This is a genomic window from Chloroflexota bacterium, from assembly GCA_020850535.1.
GTDB lineage: Bacteria > Chloroflexota > UBA6077 > UBA6077 > JACCZL01 > JADZEM01.
Genome location: JADZEM010000129.1, coordinates 1 through 26,968 on the forward strand (window position 1 = coordinate 1; position 26,968 = coordinate 26,968).

Annotated in this window: 16 protein-coding genes; 8 read left to right on the top strand and 8 right to left on the bottom strand. The window is 68.3% G+C overall.

Going from position 1 to position 26,968, the window contains the following annotated elements:
- The first annotated feature begins 105 nt into the window (after positions 1-105).
- The gene (locus tag IT306_18795; protein MCC7370479.1) at positions 106-2,031 is read left to right on the top strand and encodes a DUF11 domain-containing protein; all 1,926 of its coding nucleotides are present in this window, start codon (positions 106-108) and stop codon (positions 2,029-2,031) included.
- Between the two features lie 15 nt (positions 2,032-2,046).
- Here the strand turns inward: IT306_18795 and miaB are convergent, their stop codons facing one another.
- Complete coding sequence (miaB, locus tag IT306_18800; protein MCC7370480.1) at positions 2,047-3,447, bottom strand: tRNA (N6-isopentenyl adenosine(37)-C2)-methylthiotransferase MiaB; 1,401 nt, start codon at positions 3,445-3,447, stop codon at positions 2,047-2,049.
- Between the two features lie 730 nt (positions 3,448-4,177).
- Between miaB and IT306_18805 the strand changes: the two genes are divergently transcribed.
- From IT306_18805 to IT306_18825, 5 genes are all read left to right on the top strand, one after another.
- A complete protein-coding gene (locus tag IT306_18805; GenBank protein ID MCC7370481.1) occupies positions 4,178-7,423 on the top strand; it encodes a PDZ domain-containing protein in 3,246 nt (1,081 codons plus the stop codon).
- Positions 7,424-7,875: 452 nt separating this feature from the next.
- On the top strand, positions 7,876-15,537 hold the full coding sequence (locus tag IT306_18810) for a DUF11 domain-containing protein (GenBank protein ID MCC7370482.1): 7,662 nt from the start codon (positions 7,876-7,878) through the stop codon (positions 15,535-15,537).
- Positions 15,538-15,712: 175 nt separating this feature from the next.
- A complete protein-coding gene (locus IT306_18815) occupies positions 15,713-16,750 on the top strand; it encodes a C-terminal binding protein (protein ID MCC7370483.1) in 1,038 nt (345 codons plus the stop codon).
- 365 nt (positions 16,751-17,115) lie between these two features.
- Positions 17,116-17,934, top strand: coding sequence for an alpha/beta fold hydrolase (locus IT306_18820; GenBank protein ID MCC7370484.1), 819 nt, complete (start codon positions 17,116-17,118; stop codon positions 17,932-17,934).
- The gene (locus IT306_18825; protein MCC7370485.1) at positions 17,931-19,061 is read left to right on the top strand and encodes an LLM class flavin-dependent oxidoreductase; all 1,131 of its coding nucleotides are present in this window, start codon (positions 17,931-17,933) and stop codon (positions 19,059-19,061) included. The genes IT306_18820 and IT306_18825 overlap by 4 nt, the downstream gene beginning before the upstream one ends.
- 176 nt (positions 19,062-19,237) lie before the next feature.
- On the opposite strand, the gene IT306_18830 is transcribed toward IT306_18825, so the two are convergent.
- The gene (locus IT306_18830; GenBank protein ID MCC7370486.1) at positions 19,238-20,179 is read right to left on the bottom strand and encodes a hypothetical protein; all 942 of its coding nucleotides are present in this window, start codon (positions 20,177-20,179) and stop codon (positions 19,238-19,240) included.
- 194 nt (positions 20,180-20,373) lie between these two features.
- Entirely contained in the window at positions 20,374-21,003 is a 630-nt protein-coding gene (locus IT306_18835) for a hypothetical protein (GenBank protein MCC7370487.1), read from the bottom strand.
- Between the two features lie 83 nt (positions 21,004-21,086).
- Between IT306_18835 and IT306_18840 the strand changes: the two genes are divergently transcribed.
- Positions 21,087-22,919: a hypothetical protein gene (locus IT306_18840; protein MCC7370488.1), complete on the top strand. Its 1,833-nt coding sequence runs from the start codon at positions 21,087-21,089 to the stop codon at positions 22,917-22,919.
- A gap of 74 nt (positions 22,920-22,993) precedes the next feature.
- On the opposite strand, the gene IT306_18845 is transcribed toward IT306_18840, so the two are convergent.
- Complete coding sequence (locus IT306_18845) at positions 22,994-23,815, bottom strand: 3-oxoacyl-ACP reductase FabG (GenBank protein MCC7370489.1); 822 nt, start codon at positions 23,813-23,815, stop codon at positions 22,994-22,996.
- Positions 23,816-24,227: 412 nt separating this feature from the next.
- Between IT306_18845 and IT306_18850 the strand changes: the two genes are divergently transcribed.
- Positions 24,228-24,842: a hypothetical protein gene (locus IT306_18850; protein MCC7370490.1), complete on the top strand. Its 615-nt coding sequence runs from the start codon at positions 24,228-24,230 to the stop codon at positions 24,840-24,842.
- 116 nt (positions 24,843-24,958) lie between these two features.
- Here the strand turns inward: IT306_18850 and IT306_18855 are convergent, their stop codons facing one another.
- From IT306_18855 to IT306_18870, 4 genes are all read right to left on the bottom strand, one after another.
- Entirely contained in the window at positions 24,959-25,687 is a 729-nt protein-coding gene (locus tag IT306_18855) for a hypothetical protein (protein MCC7370491.1), read from the bottom strand.
- Positions 25,688-25,704: 17 nt separating this feature from the next.
- Entirely contained in the window at positions 25,705-26,106 is a 402-nt protein-coding gene (locus tag IT306_18860) for a hypothetical protein (GenBank protein MCC7370492.1), read from the bottom strand.
- A gap of 93 nt (positions 26,107-26,199) precedes the next feature.
- Positions 26,200-26,556 carry a hypothetical protein gene (locus tag IT306_18865; GenBank protein MCC7370493.1) on the bottom strand — a complete coding sequence of 119 codons (357 nt, stop codon included), beginning with the start codon at positions 26,554-26,556 and terminating at the stop codon, positions 26,200-26,202.
- A 92-nt stretch (positions 26,557-26,648) separates the two neighbouring features.
- On the bottom strand, positions 26,649-26,968 hold a 320-nt coding region (locus tag IT306_18870; GenBank protein MCC7370494.1), incomplete at its 5' end, for an ISAzo13 family transposase.

Sequence of the window (26,968 nt, forward strand, 5' to 3'; positions counted from 1 at the left end):
GCTGGAGTGGCTTGCCATGACCCAGGCGCGCAACGCCGCCGCCACACGATCTCACGCCCGCAGACGGCAGCGTAATCTCCTCGCACTCACCCTTACTTCACCATAATGCACGTCGTTGTAGTACTAGCCGGCACCATCGGCACGTTCCTCATCACCGTAAAGAACGAAGGGCCGAACGTCGCCCACAACGTCAAGCTGTACAATGGCGCTCCGCAAGGTTCGAAGCTGCGGCGCGTGTTCGGGACCGCCGCAAACTGTCCGCCGGCGACGCTGGTCGTCTGCACGCTCGGCACGCTGAACGTGAACCAGTCCAAACAGGTCACGGTCGAAGTCATCGTTGATGCCAACCAGATGGCCCCGATCACCCATCAGGCGCGCGCGGTCGCCGACGAGGGTGATCCGTACTGGCGGAACAATGGCGACGATCAGACCCAGGATCTCAAAGTCACCTGGGCGCCAGACCTGTCCGTCGGTATGACGTCATCTGCGGCGCAGGTGGGTCTGAACCAGGACGTAACGTATACGGTCACGACCTACAACGACGGCATGATCGGGGTCAGCAACGCCATCGTGCGCTTCAAGATTCCCGATGGCATGACGTACCAGTCCACGACCGGCACAAATTGCAGCTACAACGCGGCGTCGCTCGTTCTCGAATGCTGGCTCGGCGCGTTCGGCGTTGGGGCCGGCCCATCCCTGAACGTCGTGGCTCGTCCAACACGCACCGGAGCCTTTTCCACCGCTGCCGTGATCTGGGCAGATCAGCCGGAGCGAGACCCGAACAACAACGGCGCGCAGGTCTCGATCCAGGCAGCACCGAGCGTAGACCTGTCGGCGAGCTCGTCTGCATCAGCCGGCACGGTCGCCATTGGAGATCAGGTGACCTACTCCGTCGCCATCTCCAACGCCGCGCAGGCGTCATCCACGGCCTCCCGGGTGCAGCTTTCTGGCACGCTCCAGACGGGCACGCGGTTCGTGTCAGCCGTGGGTGGCAGTTGTCTGGCGCATGCCGATCGCACACTGAGCTGTGATGTCGAGAGCATCGCTCCAGGCCAGACGCGCACAGTTGCCATCACCGCTGTTCTCGGCCCCGTCGGCAGCATTACGCAGCAGTTCTCTGTCGTCAGCCTCGAAGCCGATCTGAACGTCAGCAACAACGCGTCGTCGATTCAGAACATGGTGGTGGCGCGGAGCTGCTCGCCACGACCGAACGTCCGATTGTCGGTCCAGCCCGCTGGCCCTGATTCAGTGTATGTCAACGTTATTCCCAACGCCACCAGTGACGCGCCAGCCAATCAGGTCAGCGTGCTTCGGTTCGGCACGCCCAACCCCATCGTCAATGCCGTCGTGGACGCCAATGGTCTCGCCGAGCAGAGCAGCGCGTTCGCCACGACGTTCCAGCGGTCGGCACAGACGGCCAGCGCGAGGTTCACCGTGCGGCGCGTGACGCCCGGGCAGGCGACCACGGTTCCGTTCGTGGTCGAAGATGATTGCGGCGCCTGGACGACGTTCGTGGGAGCTGGCCCAAACGCCTGGGGGTCGGTCCTCTCGGTCATGCCCATCGGCGGCCCGACCGCTCCGCGTGTCGGCACGCCGATGACCTACACGTTGCAGGCAAGGAACGACGGCCCACTCGATGTCGAGAAGGCCATGGTCGTAAACACGATCCCTGAAGGCACGTCGCTCGTCTCGGTGAGTGCCAGTCAGGGCACATGCACGCCCGGTACGACGATCCAGTGCAATCTGGGCCGCCTCGATCCAAACGGAACGGCAACCGTGACCTTCACGGTGAATCCGACGACCGCCGGTGAGACGGCAAACTGGACCTACGTCACCTCGGGCCTCCATGACGCGCCCAGCGGTGGTAGTCTGGTGCTGCCGGCCTACGTGAACCCTGCCAGCGGAACGCCCGATGTGCTGCCCGGCCAGCGGACGGCCCCCACACCGTCGGGCACACCGGCGGCCTTCCCAGGCGCGCGCCCGAACGATCCTGCCACCGGCCAACCCTCCGGTTTGCCCGGCAGCCGCTGACCCCGCCTCTTCGGGCTACACCATCGGGAGGGTCAGCCAGCTTCCCGAGCGGGCCGGGCCGGCCGTCACCAGGGCGGCATCAGCAGCCTCAACATCGTCGTCGGTGTCGTCGGCGATGGCCGGCTGCGCGAGCGTCGGGATGATCCGCTCGAGATCGCCTTGCAACGACCACGGGCTGGTGTGCGTTACCCTCGCCACGATCAGTTGACCGGCCAGGTTCTGCTCCGAGGCGATGTGCAGCAGCTTGTTGTTGCGGGTGCGCCCGTACCACTTGCCCCGTGACTCGCCCTCGATCAGCACTTCCTGGATGGTCCCGAGCAGCGGGGCGTTCCGGGCCGTCGCGATCTCCTTCTGGAGCCGCTCGACCTCGTGGACGCGCCGCTTCTTCTCTTCGAGCGGCAGTTGATCCTCATAGATGGCCGCTGGCGTGCCGGCCCGCGTCGAGTAGGCGGCGATGTGGACCACGTCGAACTTGATCTCGGCCAGCGCGTCGAGGGTGTGCTGGAACTGGGCCTCGGTCTCGCCGGGGAACCCGACGATGATGTCGGTGGCAAGGCTGAGCGTCGGGATCTTCTCCCGCATCCGCCCCACCAGATCGCGGTACAGCCCCATCGTGTAGCCGCGCCGCATCCGCCCGAGCACCTCGTCGTCGCCGGACTGGAGCGGCAGGTTGATGTCCTCCATCACCTTCGGCAGCGTCGCAACCGCCTCGATGATGGCCGGGTGGAAGTCGGCAGGATACGAGGTCAGGAACCGGATCCGCTGGAGGCCGTCGGCCTCGTCGTTCAGCTTCTGGAGCAGGTCCGCCAGCGAGACGCGCGGCTTCAGGTCGCGCCCGTACCGCTCGGCGATCTGGCTCAGCAGCAGCACCTCGCGGGTGCCCCGCTCGACCAGCCCGCGCACCTCGAAGAGGATGTCGTCGGGGGTGCGGGAGCGCTCGCGGCCCCTGGTGCTCGGCACGATGCAGAAGGTGCAGTTGCGGTTGCAGCCCTGGTGCATGGTGATGCCCTCGGAGATGCGGGGCATCCGGGCGGCGTCCGGCGGCTCGATCCGGTAGAACTGGTCCAGCTCGATCAAGTCAGCCAGCTTGTCCTTGATCGACATGTCCTCGCCGGGCTCCAGGTAAAAGTCCACAAACGGGAACTTCTTCTGCCAGACGGAGACGTCGCCGATGCAGCCCGCCACCGCGATCCGGGTGGAGGGCCGCTCCTTCTTGAGCAGCCGCAGCTCCCCGAGCTTGCTGCGGACCTTGTCCTCGGCGTGCTGGCGCACCATGCAGGAGTAGAGCACCACCAGATCGGCCGCGCGCGCCTTCTCGGTCTCGCGGAAGCCCTGCTCTTCCAGCTCCTCGGACAGCTTGCGCGCGTCCGACGTATTCATCTGGCAGCCGATGGTCCAGATGTTGAAGGTCGCCATGCTCTCCCCTGCCACGCCCAGGACGGTGAACGGTGGGTCGGCGCCGCGTCAGGCCGAAGCGCGGCGTAGCGGGAAGTATATCAGCGCCGCTGGTGCGCCACTCTGGACGGCTTCACTCGCACCACTTCATCCAGGCGTAGCGGGAAGTATATCAGCGCCGCTGGTGCGCCCCCCGATGCTGCACCCGGCGCGGCAGTCTCGGAGGCCCTTACCCCCCGGCGCACTCACCGGCGCGCGTCTCGGGGCGAGCAGGTTCTCAGAAGCAACAGGTGGTCAGGGACGAGCATTGAGCCCGAGCATTCATGTCATCCTGAGTGAAGCGAGCTTGCGAGCGGAACGAAGGATCTCACCCGCTGGCGCGAAGATTGAATATCACCGGGTGAGATCCTTCGCAAGCTCAGGATGACAGAGCCAGTTGAACGCATTGCTGTGAGCCTACCATCTGTCACGCTGTTGAAACTCTCCCGCGCACAGGGACGTCGGCGTAGCCGAAGTTCGCGCCGCGCAGCGGAGGGGGCCGGGGGTGAGGGCCCTTGGCGAAGTCACTCGCACCGCCTCATCGGGCCCCGATGCTGCTCCCCGCCCTGGGGTGCACGCTGCTGCAAACTCCGCAGCCGTTGCGCCGGCCTGTGGCACGATTATCGGCAACCCGCGTCCTACCCATCCAGCCAGGCTACCCATCCAGGCAGGCCGCGCCTGACGCCTGCCGTCCGACTTCCCAGGAGGTTCCATGCCTGAACGCGGCTACCCTCGGTTCCCGACGCTGCACGGGGACACGGTCGTCTTTGCCAGCGAGGATGACCTCTGGATCGCCTCCACCACGGGCGGCGCGGCGGCTCGCCTGACGGCCGGCGTCGGCGAGGCCAGCCACCCGCGCCTGTCGCCGGACGGCAAACTCGTCGCGTTCGTCGGGCGCGAGGAGGGACCCGCCGAGGTCTACGTCATGCCCGTCGAGGGCGGCCCGGCCCGCCGCCTGACCTTCCAGGCCGCCCAGCGCGTCACCATCAGCGGCTGGAGCAAGGACGGCAGCGGCATCTACTACGCCAGCTCCGCCGAGCACCCGCTGCGCGGCGAGTACCGCCTCTGGGAGGTCGGCGTCGACGGCGGGCTGCCCCAGGTCCTGCCGTACGGCCCGGCCAGCGCCATCACGCACGGCCCGCGCGGCGGCATCGTGCTTGGGCGCAACACGTCGGACCCGGCCCGCTGGAAGCGGTACAAGGGCGGGACGGCCGGCGATCTCTGGATAGACCCGAGCGGCAGCGGCGAGTTCGGGCGGCTGGTAGCCCTCGGCGGCAACCTCGCCAGCCCGTGCTGGGTCGGCGACCGCATCTTCTTCCTGGCAGACCATGAAGGCGTCGGCAACGTCTATAGCTGCAAGCCGGACGGCTCAGACGTGGCGCGCCACACCGACCACGGGGAGTTCTACGCCCGCCACCTCGCGACGGACGGCGCGCGGCTGGTCTACCACGCGGGCGGCGACCTCTACCTGCTCGATCCAGCCCAGGACGAGCCGTCGCGGCTCGACCTGACCCTGATCAGCTCGCGGACGCAGCGGAATCGGCGCTTCGTCTCGGCGGCGAAGTTCCTGCACGACGCCACCCTCAACGCCGACGGCTCCGGGCTGGCGATCACCACGCGCGGCAAGGCGTTCACGTTCAACAACTGGGACGGCCCGGTCCGCCAGCACGGCGAGCCGGACGGCGTGCGCTACCGCTTGCTGACCTGGCTCAACGACGGCAAGCGGCTGGTCGCCGCCGCCAGCGACGACGGCCCCCGCGAGGTGCTGGTCGTGCTGACGGCCGACGGCAGCGCGCCGCCCCGCCGCCTCGACGGTCTGGACGTGGGCCGGCTGCTCAACCTGGAGATCTCGCCCACGTCGGACCAGATCGTCCTCGGGAATCACCGCAACCAGTTGATCCTGGTCGATCTCGCGGCCGAGTCGCCCCAGGCTGCTGTGCTGGACGAAAGCCCGTTCGGGCGGCTCGACGCGGCGGCATGGTCGCCGGATGGCCGCTGGGTGGCCTTCCACGCGCCGGTCACCAATATGACCTACGCCATCAAGCTGTGCCGCGTCGAGACCCGCGAGGTCACCCAGGCCAGCCGCCCGGTCCTGCGCGATGCTGCGCCGGCCTGGGACCCCGACGGCAAGTACCTCTATTTCATCGGGCAGCGCGACTACAACCCGGTCTACGACCAGCTGCAGTTCGACCTGAACTTCCCAATGGGCAGCCGGCCGTTCGCCATCACGCTGCGGAAGGACGTGCTGTCGCCGTTCGTGCCCGGCCCGAAGCCGCCCGAGAGCGAGGCGGCCCAGGCCCAGGAGAAGGCCGAGGCCGAGCGCCAGCCGGCCGTGCGGACGCCCATCGAGATCGATCTGGACGGCATCCAGCAGCGGGCGGTCGCCTTCCCCGTCCCGGAGGGCAAGTACGAGCGCATCGCCGGCATCAAGGGCAAGGCGTTGTTCCTCTCGTCGCCGGTCGAGGGGACGCGCACGCCCTCCTGGTACGACACATCGGTGTCGGCGAAGGGCGTCGTGGACGTCTACGACTTCGAGCTGCAGAAGGCTGACCGTCTCCTGGATGGCGTCTCCGACTTCGGCATCGGGCGCGACGAGAAGACGCTGCTCTACCGCTCCGGCGAGCGGCTGCGGGTGCTCAAGGCCGGCGAGAAGCCGTCCGAGGAGGCCGACGACAGCCCGAGCCGCACCAGCGGCTGGATCGACCTGGAGCGGGTCCGCGTCTCGGTGCGGCCCGGCGCGGAGTGGCGGCAGATGTTCCGCGAGGCCTGGCGGCTCCAGCGCGAGCAGTTCTGGATCGAGGACATGGCCGGCATCGACTGGGACAGCATCTACCAGCGGTACCTGCCGCTGGTGGACCGCATCACCACCCGCTCGGAGCTGTCCGACCTGATGTGGGAGGTTCAGGGCGAGCTGGGCACGTCCCACGCCTACGAGATGGGCGGCGAGTACCGCACCACGCCGACCTACGCGCAGGGCCACCTCGGGGTGGACTGGGTCCAGGATCGGGCGAGCGGCGCGTTCAAGATCGGGCGGATCGTCCAGGGCGACACCTGGGATCCCGGCGCAACCTCGCCGCTCAATCGCCCGGGGCTGGATGTCCAGGTTGGCGACACCGTCCTGGCGATCAACGGCCAGCCGGTCGGCGGGGCCGTCGCGCCCGGCGAGTGGCTGGTGAATCAGGCCGGGCAGGAAGTCCTCCTGACGCTCCAGCGCGGCGACGCCGAGCCGCGCACTGTGGCCGTCAAGGCGCTCCCCAGCGAGCAGGCCGCCCGCTACCGTGACTGGGTGGAGGGCAACCGCCGCTTCGTCCACGAAGCGTCGGGCGGCAAGGTCGGCTATGTCCACATCCCAGACATGGGTCCGGAGGGCTTCGCGGAGTTCCACCGCGGCTATCTGGTGGAAGTGGACCACGAGGGATTGCTGATCGACGTGCGCTACAACGGCGGCGGGCACGTCTCACAGCTGCTGCTGGAGAAGCTGGCCCGCAAGCGGCTCGGCTACGACTTCCCGCGCTGGAACGCCCCCGAGTCCTACCCGAACCATGCGCCGCGCGGCCCGCTGGTCGCCCTCACCAACGAGCTGGCCGGCTCGGACGGCGACATCTTCAGCCACACCTTCAAGCTGCTGAAGCTGGGGCCGCTGGTGGGCAAGCGGACCTGGGGCGGCGTCATCGGGATCTATCCACGCCACAGCCTCGCGGACGGCACCTTGACGACCCAGCCGGAGTTCTCGTTCTTCTTCGACGACGTGGGCTGGAGCGTCGAGAACTACGGCACCGATCCGGACATCGAGGTCGACAACCGGCCGCAGGACTACGTGCGCGGCCAGGACATCCAGCTGCAGCGGGCCATCGAGGTCTGCCTGAGCCAGTTCACGGGGCGGCCGCCGCACACGCCACAGCGGACGGAGGCCCGTCGGCTGACCCCGCCGCCGCTGCCGCCGCGCAGCCGGCGCTAGCACAACCGCGCCCCCTGCTGTCGCAGGACAACGTCAGCAGGGGGCCCTGCCCCGTATCCACTCGACGTTCGCGCCCCGACCGGGCGGCTTCGCCATGCCCAGGATCGCCGCGCGCGCCGCCATCGCGAACGGGGATGTTACATCTGCGGCTTTTGACTGCCGTTCCTGCATCTCAATCATTTCAGAATGGTTGCGAGATGCCATAGTCCACCCGTAATAGACCAAACGGGCAGCTTTGAGCGTTGACTGCTGGGATTGGCGGCCCGTAGCCTCTTGCGAGCTTGACGCCAGACCGTTCTGCCTGTCGCACGTACGGCACACCGAAGGGGCTGCCGGGGCGGCCAGCAGGATTTTCGCGCCCTGCCCGATCTGCCTGATCGCACCACTCCAGACTGTCACTCAGGATCGATCCGGCGACGAGGGTCGCTGCTGGTTGGCGTCCTGGAGTGGTCATGCGAAGTCGCCGACGACGATCCTTGCTGAACGGCCTGGTGTCGCTGCTGCTGCTCCTCACCATGCTGCCGCCGACCGTCCCCACCGTCAGCGCGCAGCGCGAGCGTCCCGAGCCGAATGGCGGGCAAGAGACGCCGTTGCCGGGCAACTTCAGCGTCCTCGCGACGCGCAACTTCGACATCCGCTACCAGACGAACACGACGGGCGACGTCGTCTTCGTGTCGAACACGGTCATGACCTGCCCCGGGCCCGGCGCAACCTGCACCAACGGCCGCAACGGCACCGGCACCTCCACCAACAACAACAACTTCACGATGACCTACGTCGACGTGGACAGCGACGGCACGACCTTCAACTCCAGCCGGGCGAACCTGAGCCTGCCGGCCGGCGCCACGATCCTCTTCGCCGGCCTGTACTGGGGCGGCGACTCCACCGCGGGAAACTCGGGGGCGGCAGCACCGGACACGGCCAACCGCGATCAGGTCCGCCTGGCCACGCCAGCGTCGGCCAACGCCTACACGACCATCACCGCCAGCCAGCTCGACTTCGAGACTTCGGCCGGGAACGACTACCAGGGCTTCGCGGACATCACGTCCACCGTGAAGGCCGCCGGCAACGGTACCTACACGGTCGCCAACATCCAGGTCGGGACCGGTCAGGACCGGCAGGGCGGCTGGTCGATTGTGGTCGCCTACACCCAGCCCGACCTGCCGACCCGCAACATCACGGTGTACGACGGCTTCGCCATCGTCAATAACGTGACCCCGAACATCAGCATCCCGGTGAGCGACTTTCTGACCCCGCCGTCCGGGCCGGTCAACACCAAGCTGGGCATCATCGCCTACGAGGGCGACCGCGCCTCCACGGGCGACAGCCTGCGCCTCAACGGCGTCACACTCTCAGACTCGACCCACCCATCCAACAACTTCTTCACCAGCGTGATCAGCAACCTCGGGAACAACGTCACCAGCAAGAACCCGAACTACATCAACCAGTTCGGCTATGACGCCAGCATCGTCAACGCCAACGGCATCCTGACCAACAATGCGACGAGCGCCACCATCTCGCTGACCACGGGCAGCGAGTTCTACCAGCCGGGCGTCGTGTCGTTCGTGACCGACCTCTACGCGCCGAGAATCGAGCCGGTCAAGTCCGTCGTCGATCTGAACGGCGGCCCGGCCCGGCCCGGCGACGTGCTCGAATACACGGTCGTCGTCACAAACTCCGGGCAGGACGACGCGACCAAAGTCGTCCTGAGCGACCCGATCCCGGCCAACACCACCTACGTCCCAGGCTCACTCCAGATCACGGCCGGCGCGAACAGCGGGACCAAGACCGACGCCGCCGGCGACGATCAGGCCTTCTTCGACAGCGGCGCGAATCAGGTCGTCTTCAACCTCGGCACTGGCGCAACCTCGGCGGAGGGCGGCTTCCTGGCAGCCAGCGGCGGGACCACCACCGTCAAGTTCCGCGTCCGCATCAACGCATCCGCCCCCAACGGAGCCGACATCACCAATCAGGCCGTCGTCAACCTCGTCGGGCCGACGCTCGGCCAGCCGATCGCCGCGAACAGCAACGTGCCGTCGGTTCCCGTCGTCAACCAGGCGGACCTCTCGGTCACCAAGACCGATAACTCTTCGACGGCGACGCCCGGTGGCACGGTGACCTACACCATCGTCGGCACGAACAGCGGGCCGAGCGCCGTCACCGGCGCGACCATCGCGGACACCTTCCCGGCGGCCCTGACCGGTGTCACCTGGCGGTGTACCGGGGCCGGCGGAGCGATCTGCCCGGCACCGGGATTGGGAACTGGCAACATCAGCGCGCTGGTCGACCTGCCGGTCAACGGGACCGTGACGTTCACGGCCACCGGCACGCTCTCGCCGACCACGACGGTGGCGCTGAACAACACGGTGACCATCGCGCCGCCGACCGGCGTGGGCGATCCCGACCCGTCGAACAACAGTGTGACCGACGCCGACAACCTGAACGCGGTCGCCGATCTCCACATCATCAAGACCGACGGCAACACCTCAGCCGTGCCCGGATCGCCGATCACCTACACCATCGTCGCGACGAACCTGGGACCGAGCGTCGTCACCAACGCGACGGTCACGGACACGTTCCCCGCCGCGCTGACCAATTCGACCTGGACCTGCGTCGCCTCGGGCGGCTCCTCCTGCGGCGCGGCGAACGGCAGCGGCAACATCGACACCCAGGTCACCCTCGCCGTTAACGGCATGGCCACCTTCACCGCCACGGCGACCGTCGCTGGCGGGGCGACCGGCACACTGGCGAATACCGCCAGCATCCGCGCGCCCGCCAACGTCAGCGACCCGACGCCCGCGAACAACAGCGCGACCGACACGAACACGCTCACGCCGCGCGCCGACCTGTCGATCACCAAGACCGACAACGCGGCCTCGTCGACGCCCGGCGCGCCCGTCAGCTACACGCTCGTCGTGTCGAACGCCGGGCCGAGCGACGTGAGCGGCGCGAGCGTCGCCGACACGTTCGGGGCGTCCCTCGTGAACGTCAACTGGACCTGTACGGCCACGGCAGGCTCGAGTTGCGCGGCCGGCAGCGGGAGCGGCAACATCGCCACCGCCGTGAGCCTGCTCAGCGGCGGCTCCGCGACGTTCACGATCGCCGGGACGGTCAGCGGCAGCGCCTCCGGCACGGTTGCCAACACCGCGACCGTCACGCCGCCCTCCGGCGTCACCGACCCCAATCCCGGCAACAACACCGCCACCGACACGAACACGGTGGTCGACGTTCCGCGCATCGGCCTGGCCAAGCTGGACGGCGCGGTCGCCGACAACGGCGACGGGACGTTCACGGTGCCGTACCTGTTCACGCTCCGCAACTACGGCAACACGCCGCTCACCAACGTCCAGATCACCGACAACCTGGCGACTACCTTCGCCGGCGCGAGCGGCTTCACGGTGGTGGCTGGCTCGCTCAGCGCGACCGGCGGCCTCACCACGAACGCCGCCTACAACGGATCGAGCGTGACCTCGCTGCTTGCGCCGGGCAACACCCTGGCCGTCGGCGCGACAGCCACGGTCAGTTTCCGGGTGCGGGTGGCCCCAGGGCCGGTTCAAGGGCCGTTCAGCAACAGCGCGACAGCCTCGGGCACGTCGCCCAGCAACACGCCCACCACCGACCTGTCCGATGACGGCACGGACCCCGATCCGAACAACGACGGCAACCCGAACCAGCCCGGCGAGAACGACCCGACGCAGATCATCTTCGCGCCATCCGCCGATGTCTCCGTCACCAAGTCGAACACCCCGCAGACGCTGCCGGTCGGCGGCAACGTGAGCTACCTGCTCACCGTCAGGAACGCCGGTCCGTCCGGCGCAACGGGCGTCGTCGTGACGGACCCACTGCCGGCCGGGGTCACGCTGGTTTCGACGACGCCGAGCCAGGGCAGCTGCACAAGCCCCGGTGGCGTGCCGACCTGCGCCCTCGGGACGCTCAGCAGCGGCAGCACGGCGACGGTCACCATCGTCGTCACGACGACGACGGTCGGGACGCTCACCAACAGCGCGTCCGTCACCGCCAACGAGCCAGATCCTGACATGACCAACAACGGCGCGAACAGCGGCACCGGCGTCGCGGCCTCGGCCGATCTCTCCATCGTCAAGACCGACACCGCCGACCCGATCTCGGCAGGCCAGAACGTCACCTACACGGTCGTCGTCACCAACAACGGCCCGTCACCGGCCACCGGCGTGCAGGCCGTCGATCTCCTGCCGGCCGGCGCAACGTACGTGTCGGCGACGCCGAGCCAGGGCAATTGCAGCGGCACGTCCACCGTCTCGTGCACCGTTGGCTCGCTCGCCAGCGGCGGGTCCGCGACCATCACCCTGGTCGCCACGGCGACCTCGGCCGGCGTCCTGACCAACGCCGCCACCGTGCGCGGCAACGAGTCCGACCCGAACCCGGCCAACAACGGCGCGACCCAGAGCACCACCGTCACGGCGTCGGCCGACCTCGCCATCACCAAGACGGACGCACCCGATCCGGTCTCGGCGGGCCAGAACGTCACCTACACCATCGTCGTGACGAACAACGGGCCGTCGCCGGCCACGGGCGTCCAGGCCGTGGACCTGATGCCGGCCGGGGCCAGCTTCGTGTCGGTCAGCGCCACCCAGGGACGCTGCATTGGCACGGGGACCGTCAACTGCGAGATCGGCGCGCTCGCCAACGGCGGCTCGGCGACGATCACCCTGGTCGCGACGGCTGACCAGGGCGGCGTGCTCACCAATCAGGCACGCGTCTCCGGCAGCCAGCCCGACCCGAACCCGGCCAACAACGGGGCGACGGCGACGACGACCGTCAACGCCCAGGCTGATATCACCGTCGCCAAGTCCGCCAGTCCGGCCGCGCTGGTGGTCGGATCCGACAGCACGTTCCTGGTGACGGTCACGAACAACGGCCCGTCCACGGCGACCGGCATCGTCGTGACCGACGTGATACCAGTCGGCATGACGCTGGTCTCGTCAGCGCCGAGCCAGGGCACGCCCTGTGCCGGCTCGACGACGGTGACGTGCGCCCTCGGGACGCTCGCGAACGGCGGCAGTGCGACCGTCACCATCGTCGCGCGGGCCACGACCAGCGGCAGCTTCGTCAACCTGGCGACGGCCCAGGCCGCCGAGCCCGATCCCAATAATGACAACAACGGCGCGAGCGCAACGGTCGTTGCGACGCGCTCGGCCGACCTGTCGGTGACCAAGTCGGCCAGTCCGGCCGCCGTCAACGTCGGGGAGCAGATCACCTACACGATCACCGCCACGAACAGCGGCCCATCGGACTCGACCGGCGTCGTCGCCCTCGACCTCTTGCCCGCGAACGTCTCGTACAGCTCGGTCACCCCGAGCCAGGGCAGTTGTATCCATGCGGCTGCCGTCAGCTGCACCCTCGGCAACCTCAGTGCGAACAGCTCGGCGACCATCACCCTGGTCGTGGACGCCATCGCGTCGGGCGTCATCGTGAACACAGCGGTGGTAACCGGCGACGAGCCTGACCCGGACCCCAGCAACAACAGCGTGTCGACGGGCACGACCGGGAACGGCATCGTGGTGACGCCGGCCGCCGATCTGCTCATCAGCAAGACCCCGCAATCCAGCACGGTGACGGTGGGGCAGGACGTGACCTACGTCTTGTCCGTCACCAACGCCGGCCCGGACCAGGCCACCGCCGTCACCGTGGTCGACACGCTGCCGGCCAGCCTGAACTTCGTCTCGGCGACGCCGAGCAACGCCGCGGTCTGCGCTTTCACGACCGTCATCACCTGTGCGCTCGGCATGGTGGCCGTTGACGAGACCGTGACCATCATCCTCGTCACCACCGCGAACGCCAGCGGGACGATTGCCAACTCGGCGGCCGTCTCCGGCGCCGACTTCGATCCGCTCGTCACGAACAACGGCGCGACGGCCGGCATCGTCGCGTCGGCATCCGCCGATCTCAGCATCACCAAGACCGCCGCGCCCGATCCCGTCATCCTCGGCAGTCAGGTCACCTACACCCTGACGGTCAACAACGCCGGCCCGAGCATCGCCACGAACGTCAACGTCACCGACCCGCTGCCCGAGGGGATGTCACTGCAATCTGCGACGCCCAGTGTCGGCGGCTCGTGTGCCGGAACCACGACAGTCACCTGTAACTTCCCGAGCATCGCCAACGCCGGCACGGCGGCCGTCACCATCGTGGCGACCGCCACGACCGGCGGCACCAAGGTCAACACGGCGACCGTCTCCAGCGACACCCCCGACCCCAACGCAGGCAACAACGCTGCCACCGCTGGCGTCGCCGTGACGGCGAACGCCGACGTGTCGATCACCAAGACCGCGTCCGCGAGCGCCGTCAGCGTCGGCAGCAACGTCACCTACACGTTGACCGCGCGGAACAACGGCCCGGCCCCGGCCAGCAGCGTCGTCGTCACCGACAACCTGCCGGAAGGCGCGACGCTGGTGTCGGCAACGCCGGCGCAAGGCGGCCCGTGCACGGGAACGACCACCATCGTCTGCCCGCTGGGGTCGCTGGTGAACGGGGCCGATACGACGGTCAGCATCGTCGCCACGCTGACGACCTCCGGCAGCCTGGTCAATCTCGCCAGCGTCAGCGCCCGCGAGGCCGACCCGACGCCGTCGAACAACGGCGCCTCCGCTGGCGTGACCGTCTCCGGCAGCGCCGACCTGAGCATCACCAAGAGCGGGACGCCGTCCACAGCGACGGTCGGCGGGACGATCACCTACACCTTGACGGCGCAGAACAGCGGCCCGTCGACGGCCAGCGGGGTCGTCGTCAGAGACATCGTCCCGAACGGCGCGACGCTCGTCTCGGCGACGGCGAGCCGGGGGACGTGCACTGGCGCGCCCGAGGCGGTCTGTGCCATCGGGTCGCTCGCCAACGGCGCCAGCGCCACCGTGACGGTCGTCGTCAGGGCCGATTCGGCCGGGACACTGGTCAACAGCGCGTCCATCGCCGGCCTGGAGCCGGACCCGGTCAACGCCAACAACGGCGCGGTGGCCGGCACGGTGGTGCTCGGCACGACCCCCGCCACCAACGCCGATCTGGCGATTACCAAGGAGGTGGAGCTTGGCGCCGTGGCCCTCAACGATCAGGTGACGTTCACCATCGTCGTGAGGAACAACGGGCCATCCGACGCCACCAACGTCGTCGTCACCGATCCGCTGCCGTCCCGTCTGACGCTGGTGTCGGCTACGCCGACGCGGGGTACGTGCAGCGGCACGAGTACCGTGACCTGTCAGATTGGATCGCTGGCGAACGGGGCACGGGCGACCATCACCCTGGTCACGCGCACCACGGCAGACGGCGGCGTGACCAACAACGCCAGCGTGCGCGGCGATCAGCCTGACGCCACCGTGGACAACAACGGGGCGACTGCCAGCCTGATCGTCGGCCAGCTCAACAGCCCGCCGGCCGATCTCACCGTCACCAAGGCCGGCGACGACGCGGTAGCCTACGGCGACAACATCACCTACACCATCACCGTGCGGAACGCCGGCCCAGGCCTCGCCTCCGACGTGCGGGTGACAGACCCCCTGCCGGCTGGCGTGGCGCTCGTCTCGGCCACCCCCAGCCAGGGCGCGTGCAGCGGCACGACCACCGTGACCTGCTCGCTGGGCGCGCTCCAAAGCGGCGCATCCGCCACCGTTCGGCTGGTGGTCAGCGCGTCAGCAGAGGGACGCATCGTCAACCGCGTGACGGTGGTCGCGAATGAATTCGATCCGAACGCCGCCAACAACGCGGACAGCCAGGCCACCACCATCGGTCCACGTACGCGCCAGGAGCCGTCCGAGGACGATCCGAAGAAGCCGACCGAGGAGCAGCGGCAGCAGAACGAGCGGACCAATCGGAGCGGGCTCGACGACTACCGCACCGAGGGCAACGTGGTGGCGAAGGACTGCGGCGAGGGTCCAGAACCCGGCCTGCCGGCCACCGCCACCCAGGCCGAGCCGCCGTTCATCGTGATCGCCAACCGTGACGGCCTCGTCACCATCCGGCTGCTGGGCGACAGCCGCTACGCCTGCAAGCAGTACCAGGTGGGCGACTACCTGGAAGCCGACGGAGAGAAGGTGCACGAGTACCTGTTCGACGCGGAGAACGTCTCAAAGCCCCGTCGTCGGTAGACGGGACGCGTTCTCCTTTTCCAGCGCTCGCGGGGCCGGCAGCCGCGTCGGACGGCCGGCCCCTCCGCGCACTATCATGCCTTCGCTCGGCCCTGGCCGCCGCCCAGTCGGGGCGCGGCCATCCCGACCGTGACCGGGCTGAGCGCCGATCTCACCATCGCGGGAGGGGCCACAGATGGCCTTCAAAGTCGTTGCCACGCCGTTCGGCCGGGCGGTCGATACGTCGTACCCACTGGAGCACGAGGGACTCAAGCCGCTCGGCATCACCATCGAGACGGCTGACGTCTCCAGCCCCGAGGCCTACCTGAACAGTATCCGCGACGCCGACGCCGTGATCGCCGGCGGCCAGTGGATGGGGCCAGACCTGCTGGCGCGGCTGGAGCGGTGCAAGGTCATCGCTAACGGCGGCGTCGGGGTGGACCGCATCGATATCGACGCCGCCACCGAGCACGGCATCGTCGTGACGAACGTGCCCGACGTCTTCGTGGAAGAGGTCGCCGTCCACGCGATGATGCTGATCCTCGCCTGCGCCAAGAAGGTCGTCAACCTGGACAAGGCAGTCCGCGAGAACCGCTGGGGCGAGGGGCGGAACTACCTCAAGCCGATGCCGCGCGTCGTGGGCGACACCATCGGCCTGATCCCGTTCGGCAACATCCCGCGCCTCGTCGCCAGGAAGGCGAAGGGCTTTGACATGAAGGTCATCGCCTGGGATCCGTTCGTGGACGACTCGGTCTTCGCGGCGGCCGGCGTCGAGCGGGTCACCGACATCGCCGACATCTTCAAGCGGAGCGACTGGGTCTCCGGGCATCTGCCGCTGAACAAGCACACCGAGGGCATGCTCAACTACGAGCTGTTCAGCCAGATGAAGCCGACCGCCTACTTCATCAACACCGGTCGCGGCCCAACCCACAACGAGGCCGACCTGATCCGGGCGCTCCAGGAAGGCAAGATGGCGGGAGCCGGCCTCGACGTGATGGAGAAGGAGCCGACCCTCCCGGACAACCCGCTGCACGCGATGGAGAACGTCGTCCTGACCCCACACACGGCCTCTGTCTCGGACATCGGCAACATCCGGCGGCGGCAGCGCGTCGGCCACGAGATCGCGGCGGTGCTCCAGGGGAACATGCCGTTCTCGGTGGTCAACCGCGACGTGCTGAACATCGTGACGCTGGCGGAGAGCGAGCAGCAGAAGAACCCGCTGCCGAGCGCGTAGAGGCGAACGGCCCTCACCACCGACCCGGCCGCGCAGGCGGGTTCATGGGCGGACAGTTTCAGGAGTTTGGCCGACGGCAGATTCACGGGAACGCGTACAGCTTCCCATGTCATCCTGAGCGAAGCGAAGGATCTCACCCGGTGAGGTTGAGCTCTCGCATCGGCGGGTGAGATCCTTCACCTCACTCGCAAGCTCGTTCCGTTCAGGCTGACATGCACTCTGGCACGTACCGCTCTGAAAAGGCCGGCTGTCGCTCCTGAAAAACTGTCCACTCCCTGGCGCACGCGGGCGAGGATGTCGGCGACGCCGACTTTTGCGCCGCGCGGCGGTCGCGGGGTGAGGGCAACTGCTGAAGGAGGCTGGCCGTGGCAGTGGCGCCACGCGAGCAGACGATCTCCGTCGGGGGGATCAACGTCCACACGCTGATCGGCGGCAGCGGCCCGCCGCTGCTTGCGCTGCACGGCGCCGGCGGCCCGAACGGCTGGCGGCGCTGGCATGCCGCCCTCGCCGAGCAGTTCACCGTCTACGCGCCGGCCCACCCGGGGTACGGCCTGTCCGACTCGGCGGACTGGATGGCCAGCGTCGAGGATCTGGCGCGCTTCTACCTCTGGTTTCTCGACGTAGCTGGCCTGGAGCGCGTGCCCGTCGTCGGGCTGTCGCTGGGCGGCTGGCTGGCCGCCGAGATCGCTGCGACGAACCCGCGCGCCTTCGACCGCGTCGTGCTGGTCGGCGCGGCCGGCCTCAAACCTGAGCACGGCGAGATCACCGACATCTTCTACCACCCGCCCGAGAAGCTTCGGGAGATGAGCTACCACGATCCCGCCCAGGTTCCCGAGTGGGACGAGCTGTTCGGGCAGCCGCCGACGCCCGAGCAGCAGGATCTGGCGATGCGCGCCCGCGAGATGTCGGCCCGCCTGATCTGGAAGCCGTACGCGCACAACCCGAGGCTGCCGTACTTCCTCCCCCGTGTGACCAACCAGACGCTGGTCGTCTGGGGACGTGAGGACGGGATCGTACCGCCGATCTGCGGGGAGCAGTACGCCCGCCACCTGCCGAACGCCACCCTGCGCCTGATCGAGCGGTGCGGCCATTCGCCGCAGATCGAGCGGCCAGACGCGTTCGTCAGCCTCGTACGCCCGTTTCTGCTGCCTGGCGCCGCCAGCACACCGGAGGGCCGACCGTGAAGCTCTACTGGTTCTCCGAGATGCCGCACCACGAGTTCGCGGACGGCGAAGACCTCAAGTACCCGTCGATGCGGCTCGACATGCCGAACACCTACTTCAGCCGCGAGGCTGCTTCACGCAACTACAACCGCTACTTCGACGAGTACGTGCTGGCGGATGAGGTCGGCTTCGACGGCCTGATGATCAACGAGCACCACAGCACGCCGTCCTGCTCCGACGTCAGCATCATGATGTCGGCGGCGATCCTGGCCCGGCAGACGAAGCGGGCCAAGATCGCGCTGATGGGCTCGATCCTGCCGATCCAGGACAACCCGGTCATGGTGGCCGAGCAGATCGCGATGGCCGACCTGGTCTCCGGCGGCCGGATCATCAGCGGGTTCGTGCGGGGCATCGGCGTGGAGACGTGGTGGGCGAACGCCAACCCCGTCCACAACCGCGAGCGCTTCGAGGAGGCCCACGACCTGATCCTCAAGTGCTGGACCGAGCCCGGCCCGTTCCGCTGGGAGGGGAAGCACTACCACTTCCGGCACGTCAACCCGTGGTGCCTGCCGATCCAGAAGCCGCACCCGCCGATCTGGGTGCCGGGCACCGCCAGCCCGGAGACCGCGCTCTGGGCCGGGCGGAAGGGATACACGTATGTCCCCTTCCTGGTGCCGCTGGCTATCGCTCGTGAGCTGTTCGACTACTACCGACAGGGCGCCGCCGAGGCCGGCCGCGAGGTCACGCCGGACAGCTTCGGGTTCCTGCTGTGCGCCGTCGCCGCCGACACCACCGAGCAGGCCCGCGAGGCCGGCCGCTACTTCCAGTGGCGGATGGGGCCGACCACGCGCGGGCCGGTCGAGTACTTCGCGCCGACGGGCATGCGCTCGCGGGCCGGCCAGCGGATGGCCCTGCGAACCCGCCCGCCAAACATGATCGACATGACCTACGACGACCTGATCGCCCACGACATGATCGTGGCGGGCACCCCCGAGTACCTCGTGGAGCGCTTCGAGCACTTCCGCAAGGAGCTTGGCATCGGGCATCTGCTGCTGCAAGGCCACGAGTCGCGGATGGACGCCCCAACGACCTGGCGCTCCATCGAGCTGATCGGCCAGAAGGTCATCCCGGCGCTCGCCCGGAACTGAACGGGCAGGTGATTCTTGTAAACTACGCAACAGCGAATGTCATCCTGAGCGAAGCGAGGAGCGAGCGAAGGCGAAGGATCTCACCCGCCGCTGTCGCACAGCATGGTGTGAAACCGTTCACGTCCCTCGCAAGCTCGGTCCGATCAGGATGACAGAGACGCTCGCGCTCGCGGAGATCAGTCAACCGGCGGATCGATGGTCAGAGGGCGCGTCACGTCGTACGGGCCGACCTGATAGCCGAACCGCCCGCCACCCAGCAGCACGAAGCTCGTCGAGACTGGCTCGCGCCCGTTCGGCCCATCCTGCCAGGATTCCAACCAGCCGCTCGTCCAGGTGCCAGCCGCGTTCTCGCCGTGCATCCGCCCATCTGGCCCGACTGTCAGCGAGACGGTGTCCGGGTAGGCCAGCACCACCGTCGACGGATCGACGCCCGGTGCCAGCACGAACTCGTAGGAGATGCCGAGCGCCGTAGACCGCACGATCAGGTCGACGCCCGGCCAGACCTCCCGGTACCGGATCGACTCGATGCGGTCGCCCGTCGGGCTCATGCTGTCCACCTCCGGCTCAACCGGACGGTCGCCAAACGTCATGCGCGTCAGGGCCTCTCCCCGGTCCTCCCGCCAGTCGTAGAGCAGGCCGCCAGGGACCGCCGCCATCACGTTCGTCGCGCGGTTGACTACGAAGCGTATCGGCTCGCTGGCGCTCCCGCCGTACGCGGCGAAGCCCGGCCCGGCCAGCGCCATGGCCGGCTGCGCCACCGTGCGGGTCGTCGTCTGCGTCGCGTCCGCGCGCGTCGAGCGCGCCCCCACCACCAGGCTCGGCAGCATCAGCACGAGCAGGAGCAACGCGCCGACCAGCGCCGCCACCAGCAGGCTCGGGCGGCGCGCCATCTGGCCCCAGGCCCGACCCGCCGCCACGAGGAGCCAGTGCTGCTCGGGCCGCGGCGCAGGCCGCTGGAATGGCAACGCACAGACGGAGGCCCGACGCTCCGCGAACCGCACTCGCTGGCGCAACAGGTGCGCGGCGGTCTCAGCGGCGCCGCGGTCGGGCGGGCGCGTCCAGGGCCGGTCCTCGGTCACCGGTTGGTCGGTCGGTCGGTCAAGTAGCTGCGGCGGCATGGCGACTCCTTTCGCCGACGTATGCTTCCACACCCTGCCGTACGGCGCCGTCAACCGGATCTCGCAGCCTCCATTGCTGCCGGGTCGTCGCGCCTCGGGCCGGGAACGCCGCTCCGACACGCGGCATCAGGAACAGTGACGCCGGTCAGGGGCGGTGCGTTCCATCCGTGCAGACGGACCCGCCTCGTCGGAGGTCAGCCGCCGGCCGTGCGCTCCGGCAGCGCGCCGAGCAGGTCCGCCGTCGGTGCGTTCGGCAGCGCCAGCGCCACCAGACCTCGGAAATCGTCTTCGGTGAGACGGCCCGTCCGCAGCAAGGCCGCCACCACCATCTGCACGCCCTCCCAGTGCTCGCGCAGACACTCTTCAACGCCCAGCGGCAGGTGATCGGACGCGGCAGCGGCCGGCGCTTCGCCCGCCGGCCCGAAGTGAGCCGCGAGCAACTGCGCGACCTTCCCCAGATCGGTGTCCAGGTCGATGGCTGACGGATCGCGCATGCCCTCGACCAGGACGTGGGCAGCCATCGAGGCCGGCTCGTTCGCAATGGCGCCGGCCGGGCTCAACGCGATGGTCTCGGCAATCGGGCCGGCCAGCAGCAGGGCGACCCGCCGCACCAGTCCATGATCCGAGAGCGGGGCGTCACCATCATCCTCGGCAAGCTGCACCCGCCCGCCGACCGGTGGCCCGCTCCACAGCTCGACAGACACCACCCGGCCGCCGAGCAGCATCGCCACCACGGCCCGCGCCGCCTCCGCGTGCGCCCGTGCCCAGAGCCGCGCGCGCAGCTCGTAGACCTCAACCGAGGTATCGTCGGGCTGCTCGGTCACCGCCGCCTCCCGCGTGCCACGGCTCAAGGATACCGCGCTGGGGCATACTCGTCCCGAACAGTCCAACAGGGAGATCCCCACCCGTGAACGCAACGACACGGACCAGCCGGGGCGTCGTCGTCGACGCCACGACCCCGGTGCCGGCGCCGCGCTGGGCGCTGCTCGAACGGCAGTTGCTGGACGCGCAGAGTCGCGCCATTCCTGAGTACTACGCCCGCTACTTCGACGAGCGCGGCTACCTCCTCTGCGTGCCGCGCTGGTCCGGCGACGACGGTCCAGATGATGCGCTGGAGAACCTGCTCAACTGGCCGGCCCTGCACGCGCTCGGCGCAGCCGACCACATCATGAAGCTCTACCGGCAGGGGCTTGAAGGTCATTTCCGGCAGTACACCGAGGCCAGGACGACGGAGGTCGCCCTCGGACGCGACGGCATGTACTACCAGGAGTTCCACGTCTGCTTCGACTGGTTCCACCATGGCGAGGCCTGGTCAACCATCTTTCTGCAGGGCCTCACCACGCCCGAGGATCAGGCGCTGATCCGCCGGATGCGCCGCTGGACCTCCTGGTTCATGGGCGACGATCCGTACATCCGCAACTACGACAAGCAGCACCGCATCATCCCGAGCTTCTTCAACGGCAGCCGTGGTCCGCTGATGCGGAAGGCGACGGCCCTCGACTGGGCCGGCGACCCCATCGAGGTCGAGGGGCGGTTCGACGCCGGCCACGGCGAGACCACCTTCGAGGAGATGCTCGATCACTTCCGTGACTACACGGATGTCGTCGGCGACAACCACGTCAACCTCGGCGCGACGACCCTCGGCGTCACCTCCTACCTGCTGACGGGCGAGGCGAAGTACCGCGAGTGGGTCGTGGACTACCTCAACGCCTGGGTCGAGCGCACCGAGAAGAACGGCGGCCTGATGCCGAGCAGCGTCGGGCTGGATGGGACCGTCGAGTCCGGCTACGGCTGGTACGGCGGCGTCTACGGCTGGGGCTTCACCGTCCTGCAGGTGCCGCGCAACGGCCAGCTGGCCCACCGGGCCTACCACCGCCGCAACCCGTTCTCGCTGGCGAACGGCCTGCTGCTGACCGGCGACCGCCGCTACCTCAGCATCTATCGCAACATGCTGGACGTGGTGAACGGCAACGCGAAGCAGGAGAACGGCCAGACGCGCTACCCACACATGTACGGGCGGCTGGACCGGCTGGAGCGGCTCCAGCAGGGCGGCGACCTGGACGATCTGCCCGAGCAGGGTCCAGAGGGCTGGTACGAGTTCCGCCCCGAGAAGTTCGCGCCCGGGGCGGACACCCTCTACTACTTCACCTTCGACCGCTCGGCGCTCGACCTGCTGCCCGAGACGCCACGCTGGCTCAGCTACCTCAATGGCCAGGACGAGGGCTACGCCGAGGCCGCCCTCGAAGCGGATCTGAACACGCTCCGGCACAAGGTCGAGCTGATGCGGTCCGACACCCGCTCGCCGGACTGCTCGATGTCGGACGACATGAACGACATGAACCCGGCGACTATCGGTGCGTTGACCCAGCTGATGCTCGGCGGCCTCCCGACCGGCCGCGACGTCCACGTGCTGCACGCCCGTCTGCGCTACTTCGACCCTGCCAACCGAAGGGCCGGCCTGCCGGAGCACGTCGCGGCGCTGGTCGAGCGGATGTCAGCCGACTCGGTGACCGTCCAGCTGGTGAACCTCGATCCGCTGGAGTCGAAGACGGTCATCGTGCAGGGCGGCGCGTACGGTGAGCACCAGATCACCAGCGTCCGGGTCGAGGGCGCTGCCGAGCCGGCGACCGTCGATGCACCGACGTTCGTCGTGCGGCTCGGGCCGAGCGCCGGCACGCGGCTGGTGGTCGGACAGCAGCGGTTCGCGAACCAGCCGACGCTCGCCTTCCCCTGGGTGTAGGTCAGCGGAACCGTCGCCTCGTGCTGACGGGAGGCAGCGGCATGGCCGACGTGATTCGGCCATGCCGCGGGTCGTCAGTGCATCACCAGGCCGCCGGAGACGTTCACGGCCTCGCCGGTGATGTACGCGGCCCGGTCAGACGCCAGGTAGCCGATCAGCGTCGCCACGTCCTCCGGCGTCTGCCAGCGGCCCAGCGGGATGTTCGCCAGCCGCTGGGCGTTGATCTCGTCGGGCGTCTTCCCGAGCACGCGGGCCACGCCGGTCTCGACCTGCCGCCACATGTCCGTGGAGTGGATGTACCCCGGGCAGACGCAGTTGGCCCGGATGCCGTACGGCGCGCCCGAGAGCGCGAGGCTGCGCGTGATACTGATCACCGCCGCCTTGCTGGCCGCGTAGGCCACGCTGTAGGTGCTCCCGAGCTTGCCGGCCATCGACGCGAGGCTGACGATGTTCCCGCGCTTCGCCGCCATCATGTGCGGCAGGACCGCCTGACTGGCGAAGAACACCGCCTTGGCGTTCACATCCATGACGAAGTCCCAGTTCTCCTCCGTCACTTCGAGGATCGAGCCGAACCAGTTGACGCCAGCGTTGTTCACCAGGATATCGATCTTGCCGAACTCGGCGAGGGTCCGGTTCGCCATCGTGTCCAGGTCTTCCTTCGAGGTGACATCCACCTGGACGGCGACAGCCTTTCGCCCGAGCGCCCGGACCTCCTCCACGACGCCGAGCGCATTCTGCTCCAGCACCTCGGCGATGACCACGTCGGCCCCGAGCGAGGCGAGCTCCAGCGCAATCGCCCGCCCGATCCCCCGCCCGGCTCCCGTCACAATGGCGCTCCGGCCTTCCAGCTCCATCGCTGCCCTCTCTCTGCCGGCCATCAGCGGACCGGCCATCATGCGTGCCACCAGATCGTGCGCCTGAGCCTCGCGGCGGCGACCCCGGCAGCCCTGCGTGCTGGCGGCATTCTAGACCGGCCGACGCACACAGCGGCACTGCCCAGCCCCGAGCGAGGCCGCCGCTCGAACCGGTCCACTGCCCGTTGTCGCCGCAACGCGCGCCCGCCGAGCAACCAGCAGCCCGCCCGGACGTTGAATCTGGCAGGTTGCCCCGGCGCTGGCTCGGCGTCACGGGCCGTCCGGACAGCGGCGCCGAGCAGGCTGCGCGACTGCCACGGGCGGCCTGGGATCCGGTACACTGGCGGCGGCCTCGTGGGTCAGCGCAGCGAGCAGCATGACGCGTGTGACCCAGAACGCCGGCAGGCGGCCAACGTCCGACCGTCGTCGCGAGACGTCATCTGGGGTGGTTTTCATGGGATTCGTGCGGGCGCTCGTCGCCATCGTCGTCATCGCCGTAGCGGCGTCGCCGCTGCTGGGCACTGGAGCGTGGACGCAGTCGGACGTGCCGACGGTCTATGCCGATGCCGGGCAGATCTCGTTGCGCGACAAGAAGCAGGACAAGGACAACGAGAAGAAGGACAAGAACCGCAACTCGGACGAGGATGAGAAGGGGAACCGCGAGCGCACTCGCGAAGAGCGCCGCTCGGACAAGGACAACGAGGAAGAGGACGACGACTCCCCGCGCGTGGTGACCAACACCTACTCGGAGGACAACTACGCCCTTGAGGGTCTCGTCGTCGCGCTCAAGTGCGACACCGACCCCAAGGAGATCGTCATCCGCACGGTCGACGGCGAGGCGACGCTCTTCCAGGGCCCGCGCGACGAGCACAACCGGATCGACCGGCTCTATTGCGGCGACCTGATCGTGGGCGACTACGTCTTCGTGCACGAGGCGATGAAGCGCAATGAGAGCGCCTACGACGCCTTCTACATCTCTTGCCAGAAGGACCGCGACGAGGGCGACGACAACTCCAACGACAACGACGGCGACACCGACCCGAACTGCACGCACATCTGGAGCCGCTAGCCACGCGCGCCTCTCCCCCGAGACGGTCGGAGGAACGAACACGAAGGGCGGACCAGTCAGGCTGACCGGTCCGCCCTTTCGCGTGTGCGGCCCTCGGGCCGCGACGATCCCAGGCGCTAGCTGTTGACGGGCACGTCTGTCTGCACGAACGCCTGCCCCTCGTGCTGGACGTACCACGTCGAGCCGCCGCCGCAGACCTCCCGCACCAGCGTCGCGAGCGTCTCGGTGGCCCGCGTCACCTCGTCCAGGGTGGCCGGCGGGAGGCCGTGCACGTTGAGCACGGCGTTCGACGTGGCCGGCGAGATCTTGCTCGGCTCTCCGCCACGCCACGTCCAGCGTCGGCACAAGACCTTGGCGTCGTCGGCGTAGATGATCTCGCTCGGCGCTGGCGGATCGTCCTCGTCTGCCCCGAGCGGGCGGAACAGCTCATCGCCACGGGCGACGCGCAAATGCAGGCCGCCGCTCACGAGATCCAGGTCGTCCCCGCCTACCGGCAGCAGGAACCGCAGCGACACAGCGTTATAGACGGCCACCACGGCGTTGATCGGCGGGAGATCGTCGCCGCGCCGCGCCCGCCGCAACAGGGCTTCCACCGACGACTGGTATTTGCTGGGCCGCGCACCAAACTGGCTGAATGCCAGCCGCCACGCCGCGATCTTCGGATGCGCGACGACATCCACCAGCGACTCATCCTGGCGCACCCGCGCCTCGACGTCGCGGAGCAGCAGGGTCGCCTCTTCGAGGCCCCTGCGGTTGTCCAGCCCCCAGCAGATCACCTTGCCCCAGCTGTAGCCGGGGAACTGCTGAAAGAGCTCAGGATGGATCTGATCGACGAGACGCCGCATGAAGATGACCGCCCGCGTCAGCTCTTGGGCGGGACGTCTCCGCGCGGCAAGTCCCCACGAGGCTCACCGCGTGCGCCACGCTCCAGCTCTTCGAGCAGGTTGCGAACGTCGCGCTGAGCGTTCTGGCGGCGCTGGTGGCGGCGTGTACGCTCGACTTCGAGGGCTGAGAGGTAGTCGTCCTCGGGTGCGCCAGCCGCCATCAGCCGGTCGCCGAGCTCGCGAACGAGATCGTCCACCGGACCCTTGCGGCGCGCCAGCCCGAAGTTGACGGCGCAATCCCAGGAGCAGAAGTCCCAGACTTGCTCAGGATGCCCATCGTCGAGCACGTCCCAGTGCAGCTCCAGCCACGTCCGCCTTTCCTGGATGTCATTCCAGTTGACCGTTCGGCCGCAGTAGTCACACCGCTTGTACGCACCCATTCGGCACCCTCCGCCGGTCGAATTCTACTCCTGTTGGCCGCGTTGACTCAACGGATCGTCTCGAAAGGGCGGGATGGCCGGGTCGAGCGGCGATTAGGCCGCTACGCCGAGCCGCACCAATGGGGCCACAATTGCCAGCACGGTGAGCCTCGCCTTGCCAGTTTCATCGGATGGCGCTGGCATGTCGCCTGACTCCAGGCACTTGACGAACTCGTCTCCGCTCATGTCGAGCAACTCTCTTGCTTCCTCGTTGATGAAGGCGCGCGCTGCTGACACCACAGCCTCCTGTTCAGTGGCTCCAAGCCCTTGATGCCATGTGGCCATGTCCGACAATGCGCGCGCGAGGCCGGACAAGCTCTCGTCCAACAGGCTCTGGCGGACGGTGTCGGCCCAAACAGCCAGCGGCTTTTCGATGCTGGCTACCGTGATCGTGGGGACAAGACCCAACATCTTCTGCTCGAACGTATCGAGCCCGGCCAGGTGGATGGTGTCGATGGTGTGTAGCGCTTTCAGCCCGGCCAGAAACTCGTCCTTAGGATCTGCTACGAAATAAGCGTCTCATATGGACGTGAGCGTGGACGGATGCGGTAGTTCCACTGCCCGTGGAAGGTGTCTCGTTTGAGGTTGATGCTGGCGAACTCGGCATCGGTGACCTTGCGTCCGGTCGGGTAGGTGTCGGTATCGAGTTCACAGTGGACCGTCAAGCCGCTGCGCGTCGTCGTGGCCGCGATCAGGCTCACGATCGCGGCGTAGCTGACCAGTGGCTTGCCGCGCCAGTTCTGGGTGATGTACGAGAACAGGCGATGCTCGATCTTGTTCCACTTGCTGGTGCCGGGTGGCAGATGGCAGACGCGCAGCTCCA

Excerpts from the sequence above, each read along its gene's own strand:
- IT306_18795 (MCC7370479.1), top strand. The coding sequence starts at position 106 with ATGCACGTCGTTGTAGTACTAGCCGGCACCATCGGCACGTTCCTCATC.
- miaB (MCC7370480.1), bottom strand. The coding sequence starts at position 3,447 with ATGGCGACCTTCAACATCTGGACCATCGGCTGCCAGATGAATACGTCG.
- IT306_18805 (MCC7370481.1), top strand. The coding sequence starts at position 4,178 with ATGCCTGAACGCGGCTACCCTCGGTTCCCGACGCTGCACGGGGACACG.
- IT306_18810 (MCC7370482.1), top strand. The coding sequence starts at position 7,876 with ATGCGAAGTCGCCGACGACGATCCTTGCTGAACGGCCTGGTGTCGCTG.
- IT306_18815 (MCC7370483.1), top strand. The coding sequence starts at position 15,713 with ATGGCCTTCAAAGTCGTTGCCACGCCGTTCGGCCGGGCGGTCGATACG.
- IT306_18830 (MCC7370486.1), bottom strand. The coding sequence starts at position 20,179 with ATGCCGCCGCAGCTACTTGACCGACCGACCGACCAACCGGTGACCGAG.
- IT306_18845 (MCC7370489.1), bottom strand. The coding sequence starts at position 23,815 with ATGATGGCCGGTCCGCTGATGGCCGGCAGAGAGAGGGCAGCGATGGAG.
- IT306_18850 (MCC7370490.1), top strand. The coding sequence starts at position 24,228 with ATGGGATTCGTGCGGGCGCTCGTCGCCATCGTCGTCATCGCCGTAGCG.
- IT306_18855 (MCC7370491.1), bottom strand. The coding sequence starts at position 25,687 with ATGCGGCGTCTCGTCGATCAGATCCATCCTGAGCTCTTTCAGCAGTTC.
- IT306_18860 (MCC7370492.1), bottom strand. The coding sequence starts at position 26,106 with ATGGGTGCGTACAAGCGGTGTGACTACTGCGGCCGAACGGTCAACTGG.
- IT306_18865 (MCC7370493.1), bottom strand. The coding sequence starts at position 26,556 with ATGTTGGGTCTTGTCCCCACGATCACGGTAGCCAGCATCGAAAAGCCG.